Here is a 20,084-nt window from a genome sequence, read left to right on the forward strand (position 1 = left end):
ACACAAAACCCTTTCGCTACCCGCCGATGTTCCGGACATCAACGCCGCTTCCGAATGTCCGATATCCGGGGAAAGCCTGGATAAGGTCACGTTGCACCTGCGGAACATTTGGCAGCGGCTGCCAGGATCTCGTGAGTTCCTCAGCAGATGCCACGGCTCGTTGCACATCGACACTCCGCGCCCTCCGCCCGAAGGTGGAGTAGTAGTCGTCGAACTTGTAGCGACCACCGATGACATCATCCCCCAGCTGGATCCAATAGTTCGGGATTCCATACGACTCCGAAACAATCAACCCATGGAGGCTCGAAGAAAGGATCAGATCACACTCTGAAATATTTCGAAGGACTTCCGGAACGGGGCGAAGAACATTGATCAGACGTACACCAGAAAGGGCAGAAAACTGTCTGACACGGACATCACCCTGATCCACATAGTGGGGAATGAGGCCGACCTTAAATCTTTTCGGAAGGGACTGGAACTCGGGGAAGGCAATGTTGGCGAGGAGGCCAGGATCTCCGAGCGCAGTATTTTCGGGAGCCAACGATCCTAAGCGTTCGAGTGTCATCCGCCCTCGTACGGCACGAATGCGCAGCGCGCGGCCAGAGTAGTCAGGGCCGGGTTGTATGAATCCTGTCCCCCAGATATACGGGTGCAGTCCTGTTACCAGCTCCTCGACGCCCTCCATCATCGACCCCAGCGCGACCATGTCCGCAGCGGAGACTCCCGAATGCTTCACCCGGACTCCAAATATCCGACTGATCAGCAGCGGGCCGAGTTGGTCCCCGAAGTTGCCCTCTTCATCCTCACCGCCTGCCCACGCGAGACGGATCGGGGTCGCTCGCCACAGTAGCGGCTTGTACACCGACTTTCTGACGAAAGCTTTCACATTCACGGAGAGCTCGGCCCCTTCAATTTTTGGGTTGAACCAGAGCTCCCGCAGCAAAGACGTCGATGTGATCCGTAGGAACTGACCACTTGCTCTCTTGACGGGGTCTGGCGGTGGTCAGTTTCTCGAGACGTCATTTGCCGACCGGTAGCCGGCAACGCCTGATGCCTCAACGACAGCGGCGACTGCTTTGCGCCCCATGAAAGTAGGTATCACTGGTAGCAGTCCGTCAACGATTCGCGCCAGACGCTGCGCCGTCACGTCCGTCAGGTGATCGGCCAGCGTGTTGACCATGCGGTTCCAGAGTGACGCCTCGGTCGGGCCAGCGGGACCGCTCACGCCTAGCCCATGAATGCTGTCGAACAGCCATCGTGCCTCGCCTGAAGCGTAAGCCCGCCGGACCCGGATCGCGGTCGTCACCGATGCCGCGTAGTGAGGCGTCTCCAGCCCGGGCAACAGTTCGATCGGGACCCCCGCTTCGCTCAGCCGGTAGCCGAAGTCGACGTCCTCCCAGCCATAGGCGTGGTAGCGGGAGTCGTAGCCCCCGAGGATTTCGTAGAGAGCCCGTGAGAGCGAGCAGTTGGCGGCCCACAACCGGTATCGCAGGTGGGCCGGCAGCTCGTACGCGTCCCGTGCGTGCTGCGCGTCGGCGGGCCGTCCGTAGATCCGCGCGTAGGGGGTGTCAGGCAGCACGTTCAAGCACAACCCGACGGCCGCGCGATCCCCTGCACCGGACACCCGAACATGCTCAGCAATGAAATCCGGTCGCGGCACGAGATCGTCATCGCACCGGATCAGCACGTCACCGGTTGCCTCGGCGAAGCCAGCGTTGAGTGCGGCCACCCGACCGCGGTTCTCCGGAAACACGATCGGGCGGATCGGCAGATGGGCATACTCCTCGACGACCGCCTGGGAACCGTCGATGTCACCATCGATGACGACGATGGCTTCCCAGTCCGGGTAGTCCTGGGCGGCCAGGGCGGACAGGAGCCGCGGCAAGCGCTCGGCTCCACCACGGCTGGGAATGACGACGCTGGCGGAGGTCATGCTGCTCCTTCTTTCCAGTAGGCGTCCGGCTCATGCGGGCGGGCTGACAGGCCTCGGGGTACTCGTTGCGCGGCATTGCCGCCAGGGATCCCCAAGACACCCTGGACACACCTGGCCACTTCATCCCACCTGAATTTCTGGGCCCGGCGTGGACCTTCCAGCGCCAGTTCGGCGCGCACGGCCTCATCGCCCAAGGCGGTTGCGAGACCGACCATGATCGAGTCGACATCCGTGGGCTCGACGAGGATGCCTGCGTCACCGACGACCTCGGTCAGCGCGCTCCCGTTCGAAGCAACAACGGGAACACCGCAGGCCATGCCCTCGAGGGCCGGCAGGCCGAAGCCCTCATAGAGTGATGGGATGGCGACCGCGGCGGCTCCGCGGAGCCACGCCGCGAGGTCCTCCTCAGGGATCCCGGACTGGCATATGAGTCGGCCCTCGAGGCCTACCGCATGAGCGTGCTCGTACAGCGAGATCTCCGGGGCAGAGCTGAGGATCAGGTCGACATCCGGGATCTTGGCCATCGCCGCGACCAGTCGGTAAAGATTTTTGTGAGGTTTGCTGTTGCCGAGGTGCAGCACGTACGGGCGGTTGCGCTGGATCCGGCGTCCCGCGGGTGAGAAGCGGTCATCGACGCCGTTGCCGACCGTCAGGATCCTGTCCGGGTCGACGTCAGCCCATTCCGCAATGCGGAGACGAGAGAACTCCGACACCGTCAGCACGAGGGTGTCGTGACGGCGGACCAGAGGACGGACCACTTTCGAGTAATACGCTGCCTTGATGCGGGATGCCTCTGTGGGGACATCGAGGTGGATCAGGTCGTGCACGGTGAAGACTCGCCTCCCCCGCCAAGTGACCGAGGGGGTATACCCAGGGGAGAAGAAGGTCATCTCAGGTTCGCGAGGACCAGCGCCAACGTGGGGCTTGAGCTCCGTCTCGATCATGCCCACCGGTGACACGGGGTGGTGGCCGGCGAGGTCAGTCACGTAGGCATCCGGCAACCTGCGGCGTACCTCGGCGGAGAATCGCCCGATGCCGTGCCGCCCCGACCACCGGGAGTCGTAGAGGATGGGATTCACGTAGGATCAGCCTCCCCATTCGTTTCAGATCGTGACCCCGCGGAGTTGGGTCCGTTTGAAGCACTGCGGCGGACGTACACCTCGGTGATCCGCTTTGCCATCTGCGCCACAGTCGGCACCGCATCCGGCAGAGTCGGCCGGACGGTGGGGTCCAGCCCCTGCTCGACCGCAATGCGCGCCAGTCCCCCATCGTCGTCGAGTTGGGCGATGCACCGCTCCGGCAGGATCTCCGGGTTGCCGCCAATCGGGCTGGCTGCGACCCCCATCCCGCTCGCAACGGCGTCGAGCAGCGTATAGGAGCAGTTGTCGGACTTCGAGGGCTGCAGCAGGACATCGTGTTCAGCCATAGCCGCGTCGGCGTCGACGAAACCGGGGAACTCCACCCGGTCACCGATCCCGAGGTCTCGCGCCATCGTCCGTAAGTGGTCGAGCTCCGGCCCGGTGCCGCCCACGGTGAGCGTCGCCTCCGGGTGAGACTCCGCCACCTGCGCGAAGACCCGAAGTGTCATATCGAGGTTCTTCTCCGGCGAGAGCCTGGTCAGCGAGAGCATCCGCAGCCCCGACGGCCGCACCGGGGGTGCGGTGGGCCGGTCAACACCGTTGAGGACGACGGTGATCGGCGTGGCCGTATGCCACCACTTCTGCATGTCGCGCCGGGTCGAGGCGCTGACGGCGATGGCCTGCTGGAAGCGGGTCAGCCGGACCCGATGCACGGTCTCCATGGCGACGGCCGCGGGCAGCGATGAGTGGAACATGAAGCGGTCCGGCGGGATGTGGTGCTCGGTGGTCACCAGCGGTACGGGCAACCCGGCCCCGGCGAGCGCCAGCAGGATGTCCGCCTTCGCCAGATGCGAATGCGCGACCACCGGCCGCAGCCGCGTCAGCGTGTGTCGCAGGGCCCGCACCGAGGCGGCTGTTCGTACGCCGTCGATCGGTAATGGGATCACCGGGCAGCCGAGGTCACGTAGCCGCTGCAGGAGCGGCCCCTCCGGAGCGGTCACGACAAGGCGCCAGCCGGGCAGCCCGACCCGGGCCACATCCAGGATGTGTCGGGCGACGCCTGCCAGGTTGGACACGGGCGTCACCCACAAGGCGATCGGCTCGGTCATTCCGATTCACCAGTGGGTTCGGTCCGGGGGTGCCCGGTCGATACTGCGGCACGCGGGTCGTCCGCCGGCGAGAGGAGCTGAGGCGCTGGGATCCGGCCACCCTTGAGGATCGTATGGTATGCACGGACGTGGCCCCATCTGGTCACCGCGTCTCGCACTGTTCCCTTTGCGTCGACGCGGCGAGTGCGTAGAGCGCGGACCGTGTGATCCCACGGCAGGGCGAGCAGCGATCGCCAGGCCGCCCGCCGGCCTCGCAGGGATCCGAAGCGGTCCGGGTGCCGCTCCCAGACGAGCGCCTCAGCGACGCCGGAGCGGTAGACCTTGCGCAGCGAGCTGACCAGTCCTGTGGTTCGGCGGAAGTGGATGCGCATCGAGGGTGCCGGCCCCACGGTGCCTCCGACTTCGTGTAGCCGGATCGCATATTCCACATCCTCACAGCCATAGGGAGGGAAAGACTCGTCAAACCCGCCCACCAAAAAGAAGGAATCCCGCCGCACTCCGAAATTGCAGCCCTGAGCCGACTTCACCTCGCCACGCCCCCACAGCGTCGCAGGATTGACGACAGGAGAATGCCGATCACGGGGCTCTCGGAGCTCATGGTTCGGACCGCCGACCAGGTCGTAACGCTCCAGTGCCTCGTACGCCCCGTCAAGCCAGCCAGGCATGACTTCGTCATCACAGTCACAGAACAAGAGCCGAGATCCGCGTGAAGCGCGTGCACCAGCATTACGGGCAGGCCCCACGCCGGCCCGTGATGCATCCACGAGCCTCAGGTCGACGGGGAAGGAACTCATCCGCTGACGGACAATATCCCGTGTGGCGTCCGTGGAACCATTGTCGGCAACAATGACTTCCCAACGGAGTCCGGTCTCCTGCTGGGCCAAAGCATCGAGCTGGTTGCCAATCAGCGCCGCGCCATTGAGAGCCGGGATGATGACACTGATGTCTACTGCCCCCAGAGCGGAACCAGACGACGGTGACTGGCCTCGCACGCACATCCCCCCGGATCACCCAGCAGATGGGCGCACTCTACCACCACACTGTGGTCCGTCTGTGACGCGGTTTCAACCGCGGAACAGGCCATGCCCCCCGGAGCGGCCCGGGCACGGCTCCAGGCCCTCTTCACTGAGCTGGACGTGCTGCGGTGGAGGCACGGCAATGACAGCGCCATCAAGACATCCATCGCCGACCATCGGTCGGGCGGCTGGGCGGGCGTCGACTCGGTGCAGTCGAGGGCAAGGAGAGCCTTCCACGGCGTTCCGTGCTGCGGGCCCGGTCACGCTCGTGGGTGTAGCACTGATCAGCCTGGCAGCGTAGGGACTCGACGGTGTGGCCGCCACCACTGCGAGCGACGACACTCGTACGCCGATGACCGTGCCTCCCGGCGTGGCAGATCTGCTCGTGCTGTGGCGTTTCGGGGTGGCAATCCGAGCGACCCGGCCTCTTCTCGCTCCCTACCATCCGCGGAGCGGCACCGGCAGGGATTCCCTGGTCACCGGATGACTCACAGTCCCTCACCGGTCGACGCGACACCGACCCCGCTCCGCTCCGCTTGAGGCGGTCTCGGTCAGCTGAGGCGGCCGGTCAGGACGGCACGGCGTCCTTCACCGGCCGATGGGAACGCAGAGCCGTCCGCAGGACACGGGTGCCACGGACCTCTCCCAGGTCGTGCAACACCCAGGCGACGAGTGACACCCCGACGAAGGCAGCGACCATGGCGCCGGTCCGGCCGAGCAGAGGGATCAGCAGGGTGAGCAGCACCATCCCGGTGATGCCGTGGCCGATGTACATCGAGTAGCTGACCTTGCCGTACCACTGGATCGGCCGCAACAGGAGTGGTCGGGTGGTCTCCCGTGAGGCCACAGTCAGGAAGACAGCCCCCAGCCCCAGGACGATCAGGGCCTGCTGAGGGGAGTGCAGGATGCCCGCGACTGCCGCGCCGAGTCCGGCACTTCCCGCCGCCAGGAGTCGGTAGCGGCGACGGTGCTCCGACTCCGAGCGGGCGAGGAAGGCGAACATGCCCGCACTGAAGAGCGGAGCCCACTCGGCCAGGGTAATGTTGAGCGCCATCTTCACAGGCCCTGCCACGAGCTGCGGGTCCAGACCCCGGCTCGATGGGCCGGCCCAGACCGCCACGACCAGTGCCACCGCCATCCAGACCGCTGCGGCGATGGTGACGACCCGCCCCGCGAGCCGACACTTGGTCCACCACAAGAGGATGAACACCATCACATAGAACTGCATCTCGACCGCCAACGTCCAGTAGACGCCATCGACGTTCGGGACCTGGAGCCATCGCTGGACCATTGTGTAGTTCAGCGCCCTGTCCCACAGGCTCTGGGGGGTTTGCGGCACCCGGAAGATGATGGTCAACACGATGGCCAACGTGACGGCGATCCAGTAGACGGGATAGAGGCGCGAGACTCGGGAGATCGCGAAGTCACCGGGCCGCTGTGCACGTCCCGCAGACATCAGGATGACGAACCCACTGATGAAAAAGAACAGCTGAACCCCGTACGCCCCCCAAGCGGCCTCGATCAGCGGCGGAGGCGCGTCGGGATAGCGAGACTGATAGCCCCCTGTGAAGTGGTGGAGCACCACACACAGTGCGGCGATGCCCCGCAGACCGTCCAGCTCACGAAACCGCGGCACCGTCGTCCCCCTGTTGAATCGTTCCGACAGGTGCTGCCTGCCCCCCGGGATGCGCAACTCACTGTTCCAGAGCTGCGGCGGGGTTTTCCGAAGTAGATCCACCGGGCCCCACGGGACCTTAACACACTGTGCCCCACCGTCCGGAGTCTCCAAGCAGCCCGTCCACCGGTGCCGACCCGCCCGCCGCACCGGATAGAGTCGATCGCGTTCTGTGACTACTCGCGGGGGCGACTGTTGAGCATTCTGTGTGTGATTCCGGCGCGTGGCGGGTCCAAGGGGATCCCGCGGAAGAACCTTCGCGAGGTCGGGGGCCGGCCGCTGATCAGCTGGACCATCGAGCAGGCCCTGTCGGCCCATGCAGACCTGCACGTCCTGGTCTCCACCGATGACGAGGAGATCGCCGAGGTCGCCCGGGCTGCCGGCGCCGATGTGCCGTGGCTGCGGCCGGCCGAGCTGGCCGTCGACACCGCTGCCACCGAGCCGACCGTCGAGCACGCCATCGACAGGGTCACCGAGGCGACCGGCGCGGAGCCCGAGGCGGTCCTGCTGCTGCAGGCCACCTCACCGATCCGCCTGCCCGGCACGCTCGATCGGGCCGTCCAGCAGTACACCGACAGCGGTGTCGACTCGCTGATCGGGGTCATCCCGAAGTCGCCGTTCTTCTGGTGGGCCTCCGACCCGCCGACCGCCGACTACGACGTGGATCACCGCCCGCGCCGCCAGGAGCTGCGCCCCGAGCAGCTGCGCTACTACGAGAACGGCTCGCTCTACCTCACCCGGACGTCGGTCTACCGGGAGCAGCACAACCGGATCGGCGGGCGGATCGGCCTGTTCGTGATGCACGAGGTCGAGGGCATCGACATCGACACCCTCGCCGACCTGCACCTGGCCGACGCCTACCTCTCGCACCCCGAATGGATCACCGCATGATCATCGAGCGCCAGCTCGCCCCGTACGTCGTCTTCTCCGAGGACCCGGTGCTGACCGCCCTGCAGAAGATCACCGCCAACAAGGCCCGCCAGATCTTCTGCGTCAACGAGCACGGCCACCTCGACGGGTCCCTCTCCGACGGCGACTTCCGCCGCTGGATCGTCGACCAGCCGACCCCGGACCTGTCGACCGCCACCGTGGCCGTGGCGAACACCGCGCTGACCCGGGTCACCGACGGCACGCCGGTCGCCGACATCGAGGCGTTGTTCCGGCCCGGGGTGACCCACATCCCGGTCGTCGATGCGCAGGAGCGGCTGGTCGCGATCGCCGTGCAGCAGCCGGCCGAGCTGCACCTCGGCCGCCACCGGGTCGCCCCCGACGCCCCCGCGGTCGTCATCGCCGAGATCGGCAACAACCACAACGGCTCGGTCGACCTGGCCAAGCAGCTGATCGACCTCGCCGTGGACGCCGGCGCCGACATCGTCAAGTTCCAGCTGCGCGACATGGCGGCGCTCTATCGCCACCAGGGCGAGACGCTGACCTCCGGGGAGGACCTCGGCGCGCAGTACACCCTCGATCTGCTCAGCCGGTTCTCGCTGTCCGCCGAGCAGATGTACGAGGTCTTCGACCACGCCCGGGCCCGCGACGTCGACGTGATGTGCACGCCGTGGGACATCCCCAGCCTGGACGCGCTGGCCGCGTACGGCGTCCCGGCGCTCAAGATCGCCTCCGCCGACCTGACCAACCACACCCTGCTGCGCGCCGCCGCCGGGCACGGCCTGCCGATGGTGCTGTCGACCGGCATGTCCACCGAGGCGGAGATCCGCGAGTCCGTCCGCCTCGTGCAGGGCGCCGGCGTGCCGTTCGCGCTGCTGCAGTGCCAGTCCACCTATCCCGCGCCGTACGCGTCGCTGAACCTCGCCTACATGGGCCGGCTGGCCGAGATCGGCGCCTGCCCGGTCGGCTACTCCGGTCACGAGCGCGGCTGGCACGTGCCGATCGCCGCCGTCGCCCGCGGCGCCAAGATCATCGAGAAGCACTTCACCGTCGACCGGTCGATGGAGGGCAACGACCATGTGGTGTCGCTGCTGCCCGACGAGTTCGCCACGATGGTGCGCGAGATCCGCGAGGTCGAGGAGTCCCTCGGCAGCACCGCCCCCCGGGTGGTGTCGGCCGGTGAGGTGATGAACCGCGCCAACCTCGCCAAGAGCCTGGTCGCCACCCGGCGGATCGAGGTCGGGATGCGGATCGAGGCCGACGCTGTCGCGGTGAAGAGCCCCGGCCGCGGCCTGCAGCCCAACCGGCTGCCCGAGCTGCTCGGCCGCCAGAGCGTCCGGGTCATCGAGCCGGGCGACTTCTTCTACGACGGCGACGTCGACGACACCGCGGCCCGCCCCCGGCCCTACACCTTCCACCGTCCGTGGGGCGTGCCGGTGCGCTACCACGACCTGTTCCCGATCCTGCAGGCCGGCTCCGACCCGGACTTCGTCGAGTTCCACTACTCGTACAAGGACCTCGACATCGAGCCGTCGGAGGTCTTCTCCGAGAAGCTGCCGATCGGCTACACCTGTCACCTGCCCGACCTGTTCGCCGGCGACTTCATCCTCGACCTGGCGTCGTTCGACGACGAGGTGTGGGAGCGCTCGATCCGGGAGATGCAGCGCTCGATCGACCGCACCCGCCAGCTGCGGCCCTACTTCACCCAGGACGAGGACCCGATCTTCATCGCCACCCTGGGCGGCTTCACCAAGGACGGCTTCGTCGACCGCGACCGGGTGCCGGCGATGTACGAGCGGATCGCCGACGGACTGCAGCGCGTCGACGCGTCAGGGGTGCGGCTGTGCCCGCAGACCCTGCCGCCCTACCCGTGGCTGATGGGTGGCCAGCAGTACCACAACCTCTTCCTGCACCTCGACGACACCGTCGCCTTCGCCGAGACGTACGGCTACAGGCTGACCTTCGACATCTCCCACTCCAAGCTCGCCGCCAACTTCACCGGCGTGCCGTTCTCCCGGTACGTGGAGCGGCTGACGCCGCTGTCGGAGCACTTCCACGTCGTCGATGCCACCGGCGTGGACGGCGAGGGGGTGCAGGTCGGGGAGGGCGAGGTCGACTTCGCCGCCCTGGCGCAGGCGATGGACCGGATGGCACCGGGTAAGTCGTTCATCCCGGAGATCTGGATGGGCCACGTCAACAATGGTCAGGGCTTCTGGCACGCGCTGAACATCCTGGAGCAGTGGTTCTGAGTCGCCCCGGGGCGCCGTCCGGGTCCGGCACACCGTTCGGCACCGGCCCGGCCGGTGGCGGCCCGGGCACTGGCGCCGGGTCAGCGACCGGTGGTCGCCCGACAGCCGCTGGCCGTCGGGCGATCGACACCGGCTCGGCAGCCGTCCTGCCGTCCGTCCCGCGGCGGGCCCTCCCGCGGTCGTTCACCGTGCTGTACATCTGCGCGGCCAACATCTGCCGCTCCGCCTACGCCGAGTGCCGCAGCCGCGCCCTGGTGGGGCGCCGCGGGATGACGCGCTTCGCGAGCGCCGGGACCGACGGGCTGTCGCCCCGGCCGATGGACGGCCCGATGGCCGCTGAGCTCATCGCCCGCGGCGGTGACCCGTCCGGGGTCTTCGGCACCCGGGTCACCCCGGAGGATCTCGCCGCCGTCGATCTGGTGCTGACCATGACGGCCCGGCAACGCGCCCGGCTCCTCGACGAGGCGCCCGCGAGCCACGCCCGGGTCTTCACCCTCGGCCAGTTCAGCCGCGCCGTCGCGTCGGCGGGGCGCCGGCTCGGGCCCGGTGACCTGGTCGCCTGGGTCGCCGCCCGCCGACCACCGGCCGACCCCGCCGATGACGTGCCCGACCCGTACGGTCGTGGGCCGGCCGCCGCCCACCAGGCTGCCGACCTGATCGACGAGCACCTGCTGCAGCTGCTGCCCCGACTGTCCTGACCACACGACCGCCCAGACCACACGACCGCCCAGACCACACGACTGCCCAGACCGTGGTACACGGTCGAGGAACCGATGGTCCTCCCGCGCGAACGCCGAGCGGGATCAGTCCCGCTCGAGCAGGCCGAGGCCGGCGAGCTCCTCGCAGAACTCCCGCACTCCCGGCAGGATCGCGGCCGGATCGGTGCCGTACGCCTCGCCCAGGTCGGCGGCGATCTCCTCGGCCGTGGCGCGGTCGGCGAGTTGCCAGATGGCCGCGCCGCTGCCGTCCAGGGCCTTGGGCACCCCGTCGGGCAGCAGCACCACGATGATCCGGTCGCCGTCGGCGACGTGGCCGATGCGCTCCGGCCAGCGGTACCTCATCGTGGCCCTCCGCCTTGGTGATCCATGGATCCGCTCGGATTGTCCGTGGGCTCGCTCGGATTGTCCGTCGGTTCGCTCGGCTTGTCCGTGGGTCCGCTCGGGTGCTCCGTACGCGTCGGGTGCTGATCCCCGGCGTCCCGCGCCTCGGCCTCGGCCTCGGCTCCCCGATGCCTCGGTCGGAGCACAGTGGCCCGCCGCCCGATCGCCTGCCCGATCTCGCGCAGTGCCCGGGTCACCCGGGCGACGTACGCACGCGCGACGTCGGACCGGGTCGGCGGATGCCCCAGCTCCATCTCGAGCCGGGGGCGGTTCACCCGGACCATCACCGCCAGGATCCCGAGTCGGGCCCGCCAGCCGCGGGCCAGGCCGAAGCGGGCCCGCCACTCCCCCAGACGGCTGCCGTGGCCGGTGAACGCCGCCCACAGCCGGCCCTCGGGGGTGCCGCGGAAGTCGTCGAGGTGCCCGGTGGCGGCGGCGAAGCCGATCTCGGCCCCCAGCTCGACGACCAGGTCCCGGATGTCCTGCCGGGTGGCGTCGTCGGCCTCCCCCCAGGCGCGGTGCATGTCCTCCACGCCGTGCGGGGAGTCCTTGCGGGCGGCGTGCAGCATCAGCACCAGCCGCTGGGCCACCACCGACGGGGTCGGGCACGGACGCCCCGCGATCACCCGGGCGCTCCGGTCCCGCCACAGCCGGTCGAAGGTCGCCTCGTCGCCCGGCAGCCCGGGGAACCGGCGGTGGACATCCACGTAGCCCCACTCGGGGTGCCGGAAGGTGGCGGCATGTTCGAAGGGTGACCCGTCGGCGAAGCCCGCGACCAGCGACCAGCCGTGGCGCGGCACCTCGGCGAGGAACGTCTCGAGCTGCGAGGGCCGCACCAGCACGTCGGCGTCGGTGGAGTAGCGCGGCGCGGGCGCCAGCACCGGATCGAGCGCGGGGCCCTTGAGGTGCAGGATGTCCACCCCGGCGTCCTCGGCGATGACCTCGAGGACGGCGTGACCCAGCTGGATCCGCTGCCACACCGGGACATCGATCGGAGCATGCATCTCCAGCATCCTATGATGAATCCCGCCGGGGGCGTCTGATGTATCCGCCGGCGGCGTCGACGCGTACGTGTGGGTCGCCGCGATCGATCGAGTGAAGAGGACACTGTGACACTGCTGGACGTCATCCGCCTGACCCGAGCGAACGCGAAACTGTTGCTGATCGCCATGGTGGCGGGTCTGGCACTCGCAGCCGGCTACACCGCCCTGCAGCCCACGCTCTACACCTCGACGTCCACCGGCGTGGTGACCGCCGGCGGCGCCGGCTCGATCGGTGAGGCCCAGGCCAGCTCCGGGCTCGCGACCTCGCGGGCCTCGACGTACGCGGCGCTGGCCGGCTCGGCCGGAGTGCGCGACCGTATCGCCAAGGACATCGGGGCGCAGGGGCTCGGAAGCTTCAGCGCGAAGGCCGGCAGCATCCCCTCGGTGATCCAGTTCAGCGCCACGGCCACTTCGCGTGAAGCTGCCCGTGACCAGGCCAACGCCCTCGCCCGGGCGACCGCCGATGAGGCCGTCGCCTTCGAGAAGCTCGGCAACAAGGCCGAGCCGGTGGTCCGCATCGTCCCGATGACCGATGCCGGTCTGCCCGGGGCACCGTCCTCGCCGAACTGGCCGCGCAACCTCGCCGCCGGTCTCGGCGCCGGCCTGGTCCTCGGCTTCCTGATCGTCTTCCTGCGCCACAGCACCGACTCGCGGGTGCGGACGACCGCCGACGTCGAGCAGCTCACCGGGGCCAGCGCGATGACCGTCATCCCGGTCACCCCCGAGCTCGACAAGAGCCGCACCGGTGGCCCGGGCAGCCACAGCCCCGCCGCCGAGGCACTGCGCCAGCTGCGCACCAACCTGCGCTTCGTCGACGTCGACCACCCGCCGCGCAGCATCGTCGTCACCTCGGCCCAGCCGGGCGACGGCAAGTCCACCGTCGCCGCCAACCTCGGCCGGATGCTGGCCGAGGCCGGCGTGCCGACCGTCGTGATCGACGCCGACCTGCGCCGCGCCACCCAGCACCGCCGGTTCGGCATCGACGGGTCGGTCGGGCTCACCCAGGTGCTCGCCGGAGACGTCCTGGTCGACCAGGCCCTGCAGGAGACGGACACACCGGGGCTGCTGCTGCTGCCCGCCGGCCGGATCCCGCCGAACCCCTCCGAGCTCGTCGGCTCGCAGCGGATGAGTGACCTGATCACTTCTCTGACCGCCACCCAGATGGTGATCATCGACACCACGCCGATGCTGCCGGTGACCGACGCCGGCCTGCTGACCGCGGCCGCTGATGGCGCCCTCCTGGTGATGTCCGTGGGGCGTACGCAGAAGGAACAGGTGCGCCACTGCGCCAAGGTGATCGCCCAGGTCGACGGGCGCCTGCTCGGCTCGGTGCTCAACAAGGCCCCGAAGAAGGGCGTCGGGTCGGTGTACTACGGCGCCGGCTACGGCGGCTACTCCTCCGACTACTACGGCTACGTGAGCGAGGACGGCCGCAAGCACAAGCGCAAGCGCGGGAAGTCCGGGCGGCGCGTGGCGGCCGAGGCGTCTGCGGCCGGCTCGACGGCGGATGCGACCCCGGCTGGCTTGCCTGCGGTGGGCTCGCGTGCGGCAGACTCGGCCCCGGCTGACTCACCCCTGGTCGGCTCGCGTGCAGCAGACTCGGCCCCGGCTGACTCACCCCAGGTGGGCTCGACCATGGCGGGCTCACCCGCGGTGGCGCCGCTGGCAGCGCCGGCTCGCCCCGTCGCGGCCCCGGCAGCACGGGACGCGGCTCCGTACGCGCCGGCAGAGTCCTACACCCAGGCAGAGCCCTACGCGCCGGCGGAGTCGTACGCGGCGGCGGATTCGTACGCACCGGCGGAGCCTTGGCAGCAGGCGGCGCGGGCCGAAGTGCCCGGCCCCGCCATGACGGACCAGAGCTTCGCGACGGAGCAGATGCCCGGGACCGAGGCGCTCTCCGACCGTACGGGCTGGGAGGACCAGACCGCGGCCGCCACGTACGGCCAGCGCGGGCACCGTGCCGACGACCTAAGCGGGTCCCCCGCCCCGCGTCGCGGCATCTGAGCGCCCGGTCCACACTGAAACTCGCTGCGGGACCTCCAAACGCTGCGGGAAATGTGCATACGCGTCGGGACTTCCGGTCGCGTTCGGTATTCCCTGCAGCGTCTGGCACTGGTGCATCGTTTGTCGGAGACGCCTCGGGTCAAGTCCTGAGGCGTCTCCATTGCTTTGGACAACAGAGCAACATTGGGTCTCCCACAGAGCAACATCAGCTCTCCACGATGACCCCCTCCTACCTCATCAGCAACGACGAGGACACCCCGGGACGTGACACCCCGGGACGTGACACCCCGGGATCTCCTGGGACCGGCTCCCCTGGTTCACCATGATGGAGATCTGGGCGGCGCTCTTCATGCTCGGGGCGCTGATGTGCCTGGTACGCGGCTGGCGGGTCGCCTCGCTGGTGCTGCTGCTGGCTGCGGTCGCCAGCCGGGAGTTCATGGTGCTGCTCATCCCGGTGTGGCTCGTGGCGTGGTGGTTCGGGGACTCCCGACGCGGCCGCCACGCGGACCGACGCCGTACGTGGTGGTTCCCGGCGATCGCCACCGTCGGGCCCGCCGTCATCCTGCTCCTGCACGTCATCTTCGCCCCCACAATGCCCGGTGACCGAGGATCGATCGCCCGCTGGCTGCACGGCGGGCTCCAGGCGCTGTACGCGGCCGCGAGGTTCGGATGGGACGCGGCGCCCTTCCCCGAAGTGGTCACGATCCTGACGCCGGTGCTGGCCCTGATCGGCGCGCTCACCGTACGTCCACGGGGACTGGCCATCGCCCTGACCACCGCGGTGGTGCTGCCGCTGGGCTTCCTGACCGCGTTCAGCACCGGGAACTGGGGCGACTACTGGGGCCTGTGCTTCATCCCCGTGTTCATTGCGCTGGCCCCCCTGACGGTCCATCGCCGGCCCCACCGGTGGCGCGGGCGGCCGGCCGGTTCGGGGGATCGTCGCGGTGAAGCTGCGGGCGCACTGTTCGGTCGCCGAAGGAGCCCGGTTTCGCCAGTCGTGATTGCCGGAGCGTGAACGCGGAGGTATTGGCGCGGGAGGGTCCCACGACGTGAACGCAGGCACAGCGAACGACGGCTGCGGCTCCCTCGCGACGAAGGCCACGGTGTTGACGCAGAACCCCCTTTGCACCGAAGGGTGCAAAGGGGGTTCTGTGTTCCCTAAGCCGGGCCGCTAGGTCATCACGGAGTGTGAGTAATCGGGCCGACTGCGGCCCGGGCGAGGTAGAGGGTGACGAGCTTCGTCGACACCGCCCCTAGCACCGACAGACGCAGCGCCGCGACGTCGTACTCACCGTCCGTGATCCCGGTCCAGTCCGTCGGTTCAGGTCCGTAGGTGCCTGGCGGGGTGCAGGCGACGGTCGGGTCGTTCTGGGCGTTCGCGGTGAGCGAGAGCACCCCCGGGGTGATGAATAGCTTGGTAAGCAGGTCGCTGACGAAACCGGTCAGGTTGCTGATCGCTGTTTTGACGGCGGTTGTGAGAACCTGCTGCACCACGAGGGTATTGATGGCGGTGCCGATCTGGCCGACGAGCCCGTTGAGGGTGCTCGTGATCAACGCGGTGACGGCGGTCAGCAGCTGGCCCACGATCGGAAGGCCGCTCAGGGCTTCGGCCTTGAGGTAAAAGTTGTTGTGCAGTAGGTCGTACAGGGAGGCTGGGTTGGTGCCACTGTTTCCCGAGTACAGGTCGATTGTGATGACCTTGGTCTTGACAACCGTCAGTGTGAGGTAGACGTCGAGGTGGAGATTGACCTTGATCGCGTGCTGGAGGATCTCGACGACGTTCGTGCCGATCTGGCCGAGCTGGGCAACCAGATTGGTGACGGCGCTGCCGTTGACGAGGAGGCTCGTGTTCGGGGCAAGTCCGTTGAGCGCACTGTTCGTCCCATCGGGCTGGTAGGCCCCGCCGAGGAGGACACCGAGGTCAACGGTGATCTTCTTGCCGGCGCCGAGCCCGACGTCGATCAGGTCCGAGCTCGGGAACAGGTCGTTCCCGAGGGCACTCAGCGCCGTGCTGGCGTTAAGCGTGACGGAAAGATTCGCAGAGGACGTGAGCCCGACCAGCCCGGCGATGTTGATCGCGTTGATGGCGTTAGTGATCTGGGTGAGCAGGCCGTTGATGATGCCGCTCTGGCCGATCGCGGTGTTCAGGGTCCCCTGCAGACCGTTGATGATCGGGACCAGCAGGTTGTAGAGCGCGGTGAGCAGCGGCGAGTCTAGGACCAGTTTCGCCCACGCGAGCAGGTAGTCGCGCTTGACGCAGTTGCAGTCCGGTGGCGTAGTGCTCCACCAGGCGCGCCCGGCGATCGCCCCGAGGTCGAGGGACAGGTCGGTGACGTTGCCAGCCACCGCGCCGCCGAGGCCGTTGAGGCCCCCGTTCAGGGCGTTATTAAGCAGGTTCTTCAGGTTGATGCTCGCCCAGGTTGTCGGCTGGCTCGCCTGGGCGAAGTTGATGGCGCCGCTGCTGTTGTCGATCGCGCCGGTGGACCCGTTGGCGATCCCTCCGGCGGCCGCCTGCGCCCACTCGTTGATCGCGCCGGCGCCTGTGGTGATCAGGGATTGGGCCGGGAGACTGAGGGCGACTTCAATGGCGTGCAACAACGACAGGTCGACGGGCATGATGTATGCCCCAGGCGGCCCGGCCGGGCTCGCGGTCGCCGGGTTGGCGACGGTCGTGCCTGACGCCGATGTCCAGGTGGCCTCCAGGCCCTTGAGGTCGACCAACGTACCGGGCCCGCCCTGATCAGGGAAGATGCTACTCAGCGGGAAGCCGAGCAGCACACCGCTGAGGAACTGGCTGGCGCCGCGGAGCTGCGTGTAGTTCAGGGTCGGACACGTGGTCGGGCTGGTCGCCCAGGCCGGTGTCCCCTGCACAGCCACTACGGCCGGGACGGCCCATGCGGCACCGACGACGATGCTGCGCCGCGAAGGCTTGCGGAACGGATCATTACTCGCATTTGCCGCGCCTGACGGCGCCGGGCTACTCGTTGGGTCGGACATGCAAGCTACTCCCGTGGGGACGACTCTGTGAACGGACTGTGCCGGGCATGGAATATACACCGCTGGGGTGCACCGCCACGCCGGATCTACGGAACCTGTAGGAATGTGCCGCTGTCAGGGACGCCGGTCCCCGGACGCCGGTCCCCGACAGCGGCCTACGTGGCGTGGCGCTGAGGGGCCTCAGCAGTGGTACGTGTCGAGCGGAGCCTCGAAGTGCAGGTCGTAGCCCTCCGGCACGGTCAGCCCGAAGGCCTGGGACAGGCTCAGCACCTTGCGGGCCCGGGCCAGGCGGGGCAGGTCGGAGCCGTTGCGGATCTGGCTGCCATGCGCCTCAAACTCCGAGAGGAACTCCACCGCCCAGGACCGGTCGGCCATCGACGGGGAGAGGATCTCGTTGACCGTCGCGGTCTGCTCGGGCATCAGGCAGATCTTGCCGGTCATGCCGAACTGCGCGGTGACCCCGGCCGAGTCGGCCAGCTTCACCCCGAGCGCACCGACGGCCGGGCCGTCGATCGGGCCGGGCAGGCCGGCGGCCTTGGAGGCGATGGTGAACTGCGAGCGGGTGTAGGCCAGGGTCATCGGGTCGTCGTCGAAGCCGGTGTCGCGGCGGTAGTCGCCGAGCCCCAGGCCGAGGCGGAAGGTGTGCCGGGAGTCGGCGATGGCCGGCAGGTTCTGCACGCCGCGGGCCGTCTCGACCAGCGCGACGATCTTGGTGTCGAGGTGCTGTGCGGCGCGGTGGACGTGCTCGGGCGACTCCACCATCGCCAGCATGATGCCCTGCAGGCCCGGCGCCTCGGCCAGCGCGCGCAGGTCCTGCTCCCACCACTCGGTGCCGAAGCCGTTGACCCGCACCCAGCCCTGGTTGCCGTTGGTCGACAGCCACTCGACGACGTTCGCCCGGGCCTGGTCCTTGCCCTCCGGGGCGACGGCGTCCTCGATGTCGAGGAGGACGACATCAGCAGCGCTGGCGACGGCCGGGTCGAAGCGGTCGGGGTGCGCGGCGTTCACGAGCAGCCAGGAGCGGGCGAGCTCGGCTCCGACAGCGGTGGCGGGCATGATCGACATCTGCATGATCCTTCCAGGAGGTGGGTCGAGGGTAGCGCACCCACGCCCCGGATGCGCGCCGCGTCACATCCCGTGGAGCGCCCTCCAAGGGATCGTCAAGGCTTGTTCCTCCAGCGCCGCCGACCGGGGCGTCGAACCGCTGGCGGGCCGGTCGCGTACGGGTGAGACTGACAGGGAGACCGCACCCGCATCGCATCGCGCATGCCCGTCTTCGCCACCCGCTGGCACGCTCCTGGCTTCATACCTTCTGTCCTCACAGCCCTTTCGCCCACCCCAATACATCCCTTGTTTCCCACCCCGACCCCCTTCCTGGAGAGGCACTCCGATGACTCCTGACCCGGGCACTCCGTCGACCACTCCCCGATCCCCGATGCCCTCCCCCGAGGCGTTCGTCCCGCACGTCCGCGACGTCGGTCCCGTCGCGTTGGCGGTGATCCGCGACACCGTGGGGATGGAGGAACTGCCGGCCTTCTTCGACCGGGCCTATCGGCAGGTCCTCGAGACCATCGAGCGGCAGGGCCTGCACCGGCTCGGCGCCCCGGTCGGCGTCTACTACGGCCAACCGGGCGAGACGGTCGATCTCGCCGCCGGCTTCCCGGTCTCCGGCCGGGTGCTCCCCGACGGCGACGTCGCACCCGGTGAGCTGCCCGGTGGCCGCGTCGCCGAGATGATCCACCGCGGGTCGTACGACACCCTCGCCGCCAGCTACCAGAAGTTGGAGGACTGGATGCGGGAGCAGGGCCACACCGCCGCGCCGATCGTGTGGGAGACCTACCTCACCATGCCGACGCCCGAGGGCAACCCCGACGACATGCTCACCCAGCTGAGCTGGCTCCTGGTCGGGCCCGGCACCCCGTCCGGCGACGATGACGAGAGGCACCAGCGTCGATGACGGCAGAGTGGTGGAGCCGCCTGATCATCTCGTTCCTGGCGTACGGCTTCCTCGGCTGGATCCTTGAGGGCGTCGTCATGCTGATCGAGAAGCACCGGCTGATCAACCGGGGCTTCCTCACCGGGCCGGTGCTGCCGATCTACGGCTTCGGCGCGGTCGCGATTCTGCTGCTCACCGCGCCCGTCCGCTCCCAGCCGTGGCTGGTGTTCGTGGTGGGCGTGGTGGCGGCCAGCGTGATCGAGTTCATCGGCCACCTCGGGCTGGAGAAGCTGCTCGGTCTGGTGCTGTGGGACTACACCGGCCGGTTCGCCAACGTCCAGGGCCGGGTCTGCCTGACCAATGCGCTCGGGTTCGGGGTCGCCGGGCTGTTTGTGGTGTACGTCGCCGACCCGTGGCTGTCGCGGTTCGTCGACGGCCTGGGCCTGCTCACCTCACTGTCGGTCGCCTCGGTGCTGGCCACCCTGGTCGTCGTGGACTTCGTGCACGCCGTGGTCGCGGTCGTCCGGGTCCGGCCCGAGGTCGAGTCCGCGGTGGAGAGTCTCGCCGCCCTGCAGACCCGCCTCGAGAGCCGGCTCGACGAACTGGCGGCCACCCTCGACGAGCAGGTGGCCGACGGCCGCGAGCGCCTCGCCGAGAGCCGGGAACGCCTCACCGAGGGCCGCGACCGGCTGCTGGAGCACGCCGACCAGACCCGCGACCGGCTCCAAGAGGCCCGCGCCGCGCTGCCGTCCCTGCCCTCCCCCACCACGGCGCTGCGCCACCAGCGCGTGCTGCGCCGGTCGCGCGGGACGCTCGGTCGTCTGGACCAGGCGTTCCCACGCGGCCGGATGCAGCGCCGTGGACCGGGCCGCGAGGTCGATCAGCACGGGGTCGATCAGCGCGGGGCCGATGGCCGCGGCACCGATGCGCGCAGCGCCGACGGACACTGAGCCGAGGCGCGCGGGGCCGGGGTCAGCCCTGGTCCTCGCCGGAGGCCATCTCGTCGCGACGATCGGTGAACTCGTCGCCGGTGCGGGCGACCGCCCCCTCCCCGG

Annotated in this window: 17 protein-coding genes; 7 read left to right on the plus strand and 10 right to left on the minus strand. The window is 68.8% G+C overall.

Annotation, left to right across the window (positions count from 1 at the left end):
- Positions 1–16: 16 nt before the first annotated feature.
- The 6 genes from VB059_RS04185 to VB059_RS04205 form a co-directional block, all read right to left on the minus strand.
- Positions 17–943 (minus strand): polysaccharide pyruvyl transferase family protein, encoded by a 927-nt coding sequence (locus VB059_RS04185; protein ID WP_323420768.1) that lies wholly within the window; start codon positions 941–943, stop codon positions 17–19.
- A 60-nt stretch (positions 944–1,003) separates the two neighbouring features.
- Positions 1,004–1,933, minus strand: a complete 930-nt coding sequence (locus tag VB059_RS04190) for a glycosyltransferase family 2 protein (protein WP_323420769.1) — start codon at positions 1,931–1,933, stop codon at positions 1,004–1,006.
- Positions 1,930–3,012 carry a glycosyltransferase family 1 protein gene (locus tag VB059_RS04195; protein ID WP_323420770.1) on the minus strand — a complete coding sequence of 361 codons (1,083 nt, stop codon included), beginning with the start codon at positions 3,010–3,012 and terminating at the stop codon, positions 1,930–1,932. The genes VB059_RS04190 and VB059_RS04195 overlap by 4 nt, the downstream gene beginning before the upstream one ends.
- Positions 3,009–4,088 (minus strand): glycosyltransferase family 4 protein, encoded by a 1,080-nt coding sequence (locus tag VB059_RS04200; RefSeq protein WP_323420771.1) that lies wholly within the window; start codon positions 4,086–4,088, stop codon positions 3,009–3,011. Before VB059_RS04200 ends, VB059_RS04195 begins: the two co-directional genes overlap by 4 nt.
- Before the next feature lie 29 nt (positions 4,089–4,117).
- Positions 4,118–5,119, minus strand: coding sequence for a glycosyltransferase family 2 protein (locus tag VB059_RS14525; protein WP_416339493.1), 1,002 nt, complete (start codon positions 5,117–5,119; stop codon positions 4,118–4,120).
- A 586-nt stretch (positions 5,120–5,705) separates the two neighbouring features.
- On the minus strand, positions 5,706–6,773 hold the full coding sequence (locus tag VB059_RS04205) for an acyltransferase (protein WP_323420772.1): 1,068 nt from the start codon (positions 6,771–6,773) through the stop codon (positions 5,706–5,708).
- A gap of 249 nt (positions 6,774–7,022) precedes the next feature.
- Between VB059_RS04205 and VB059_RS04210 the strand changes: the two genes are divergently transcribed.
- Genes VB059_RS04210 through VB059_RS04220 form a run of 3 tightly spaced genes read left to right on the plus strand, consistent with a single transcriptional unit; the run spans position 7,023 to position 10,647 of the window.
- On the plus strand, positions 7,023–7,703 hold the full coding sequence (locus VB059_RS04210; protein ID WP_323420773.1) for an acylneuraminate cytidylyltransferase family protein: 681 nt from the start codon (positions 7,023–7,025) through the stop codon (positions 7,701–7,703).
- Positions 7,700–9,949: an N-acetylneuraminate synthase family protein gene (locus VB059_RS04215; RefSeq protein WP_323420774.1), complete on the plus strand. Its 2,250-nt coding sequence runs from the start codon at positions 7,700–7,702 to the stop codon at positions 9,947–9,949. Before VB059_RS04210 ends, VB059_RS04215 begins: the two co-directional genes overlap by 4 nt.
- Positions 9,940–10,647 carry a hypothetical protein gene (locus tag VB059_RS04220; RefSeq protein ID WP_323420775.1) on the plus strand — a complete coding sequence of 236 codons (708 nt, stop codon included), beginning with the start codon at positions 9,940–9,942 and terminating at the stop codon, positions 10,645–10,647. Before VB059_RS04215 ends, VB059_RS04220 begins: the two co-directional genes overlap by 10 nt.
- Before the next feature lie 105 nt (positions 10,648–10,752).
- Here VB059_RS04220 and VB059_RS04225 read toward each other — a convergent pair whose 3' ends face one another.
- Both VB059_RS04225 and VB059_RS04230 read right to left on the minus strand, forming a co-directional pair.
- Entirely contained in the window at positions 10,753–11,010 is a 258-nt protein-coding gene (locus VB059_RS04225; protein WP_323420776.1) for a PqqD family protein, read from the minus strand.
- Complete coding sequence (locus VB059_RS04230) at positions 11,007–12,053, minus strand: nucleotidyltransferase family protein (RefSeq protein WP_323420777.1); 1,047 nt, start codon at positions 12,051–12,053, stop codon at positions 11,007–11,009. The genes VB059_RS04225 and VB059_RS04230 overlap by 4 nt, the downstream gene beginning before the upstream one ends.
- A gap of 105 nt (positions 12,054–12,158) precedes the next feature.
- Here VB059_RS04230 and VB059_RS04235 point away from each other — a divergent pair, with 105 nt between their 5' ends.
- On the plus strand, positions 12,159–14,096 hold the full coding sequence (locus VB059_RS04235; RefSeq protein WP_323420778.1) for a polysaccharide biosynthesis tyrosine autokinase: 1,938 nt from the start codon (positions 12,159–12,161) through the stop codon (positions 14,094–14,096).
- A gap of 322 nt (positions 14,097–14,418) precedes the next feature.
- On the plus strand, positions 14,419–15,111 hold the full coding sequence (locus VB059_RS04240; protein WP_323420779.1) for a hypothetical protein: 693 nt from the start codon (positions 14,419–14,421) through the stop codon (positions 15,109–15,111).
- A 164-nt stretch (positions 15,112–15,275) separates the two neighbouring features.
- Here VB059_RS04240 and VB059_RS04245 read toward each other — a convergent pair whose 3' ends face one another.
- Positions 15,276–17,093: a choice-of-anchor G family protein gene (locus VB059_RS04245; RefSeq protein WP_323420780.1), complete on the minus strand. Its 1,818-nt coding sequence runs from the start codon at positions 17,091–17,093 to the stop codon at positions 15,276–15,278.
- Positions 17,094–17,273: 180 nt separating this feature from the next.
- A complete protein-coding gene (locus tag VB059_RS04250; RefSeq protein WP_323420781.1) occupies positions 17,274–18,158 on the minus strand; it encodes a CoA ester lyase in 885 nt (294 codons plus the stop codon).
- A 325-nt stretch (positions 18,159–18,483) separates the two neighbouring features.
- On the opposite strand from VB059_RS04250, the gene VB059_RS04255 reads away from it, so the two are divergent.
- Positions 18,484–19,050, plus strand: a complete 567-nt coding sequence (locus tag VB059_RS04255; RefSeq protein WP_323420782.1) for a GyrI-like domain-containing protein — start codon at positions 18,484–18,486, stop codon at positions 19,048–19,050.
- Positions 19,047–19,979 (plus strand): putative ABC transporter permease, encoded by a 933-nt coding sequence (locus VB059_RS04260; RefSeq protein ID WP_323420783.1) that lies wholly within the window; start codon positions 19,047–19,049, stop codon positions 19,977–19,979. The genes VB059_RS04255 and VB059_RS04260 overlap by 4 nt, the downstream gene beginning before the upstream one ends.
- Positions 19,980–20,084: the final 105 nt, after the last annotated feature.

Origin of the sequence: Raineyella sp., from assembly GCF_034933565.1 — a bacterium.
Lineage (GTDB): Bacteria > Actinomycetota > Actinomycetes > Propionibacteriales > Propionibacteriaceae > Raineyella.

What these genes read in the sequence shown, in the direction of transcription:
- VB059_RS04190 (WP_323420769.1), bottom strand. Translation starts at nt 1,933, where the DNA reads ATGACCTCCGCCAGCGTCGTCATTCCCAGCCGTGGTGGAGCCGAGCGC.
- VB059_RS14525 (WP_416339493.1), bottom strand. Translation starts at nt 5,119, where the DNA reads ATGTGCGTGCGAGGCCAGTCACCGTCGTCTGGTTCCGCTCTGGGGGCA.
- VB059_RS04215 (WP_323420774.1), top strand. Translation starts at nt 7,700, where the DNA reads ATGATCATCGAGCGCCAGCTCGCCCCGTACGTCGTCTTCTCCGAGGAC.
- VB059_RS04225 (WP_323420776.1), bottom strand. Translation starts at nt 11,010, where the DNA reads ATGAGGTACCGCTGGCCGGAGCGCATCGGCCACGTCGCCGACGGCGAC.
- VB059_RS04230 (WP_323420777.1), bottom strand. Translation starts at nt 12,053, where the DNA reads ATGCATGCTCCGATCGATGTCCCGGTGTGGCAGCGGATCCAGCTGGGT.
- VB059_RS04240 (WP_323420779.1), top strand. Translation starts at nt 14,419, where the DNA reads ATGATGGAGATCTGGGCGGCGCTCTTCATGCTCGGGGCGCTGATGTGC.
- VB059_RS04245 (WP_323420780.1), bottom strand. Translation starts at nt 17,093, where the DNA reads ATGTCCGACCCAACGAGTAGCCCGGCGCCGTCAGGCGCGGCAAATGCG.
- VB059_RS04250 (WP_323420781.1), bottom strand. Translation starts at nt 18,158, where the DNA reads ATGTCGATCATGCCCGCCACCGCTGTCGGAGCCGAGCTCGCCCGCTCC.
- VB059_RS04255 (WP_323420782.1), top strand. Translation starts at nt 18,484, where the DNA reads ATGACTCCTGACCCGGGCACTCCGTCGACCACTCCCCGATCCCCGATG.
- VB059_RS04260 (WP_323420783.1), top strand. Translation starts at nt 19,047, where the DNA reads ATGACGGCAGAGTGGTGGAGCCGCCTGATCATCTCGTTCCTGGCGTAC.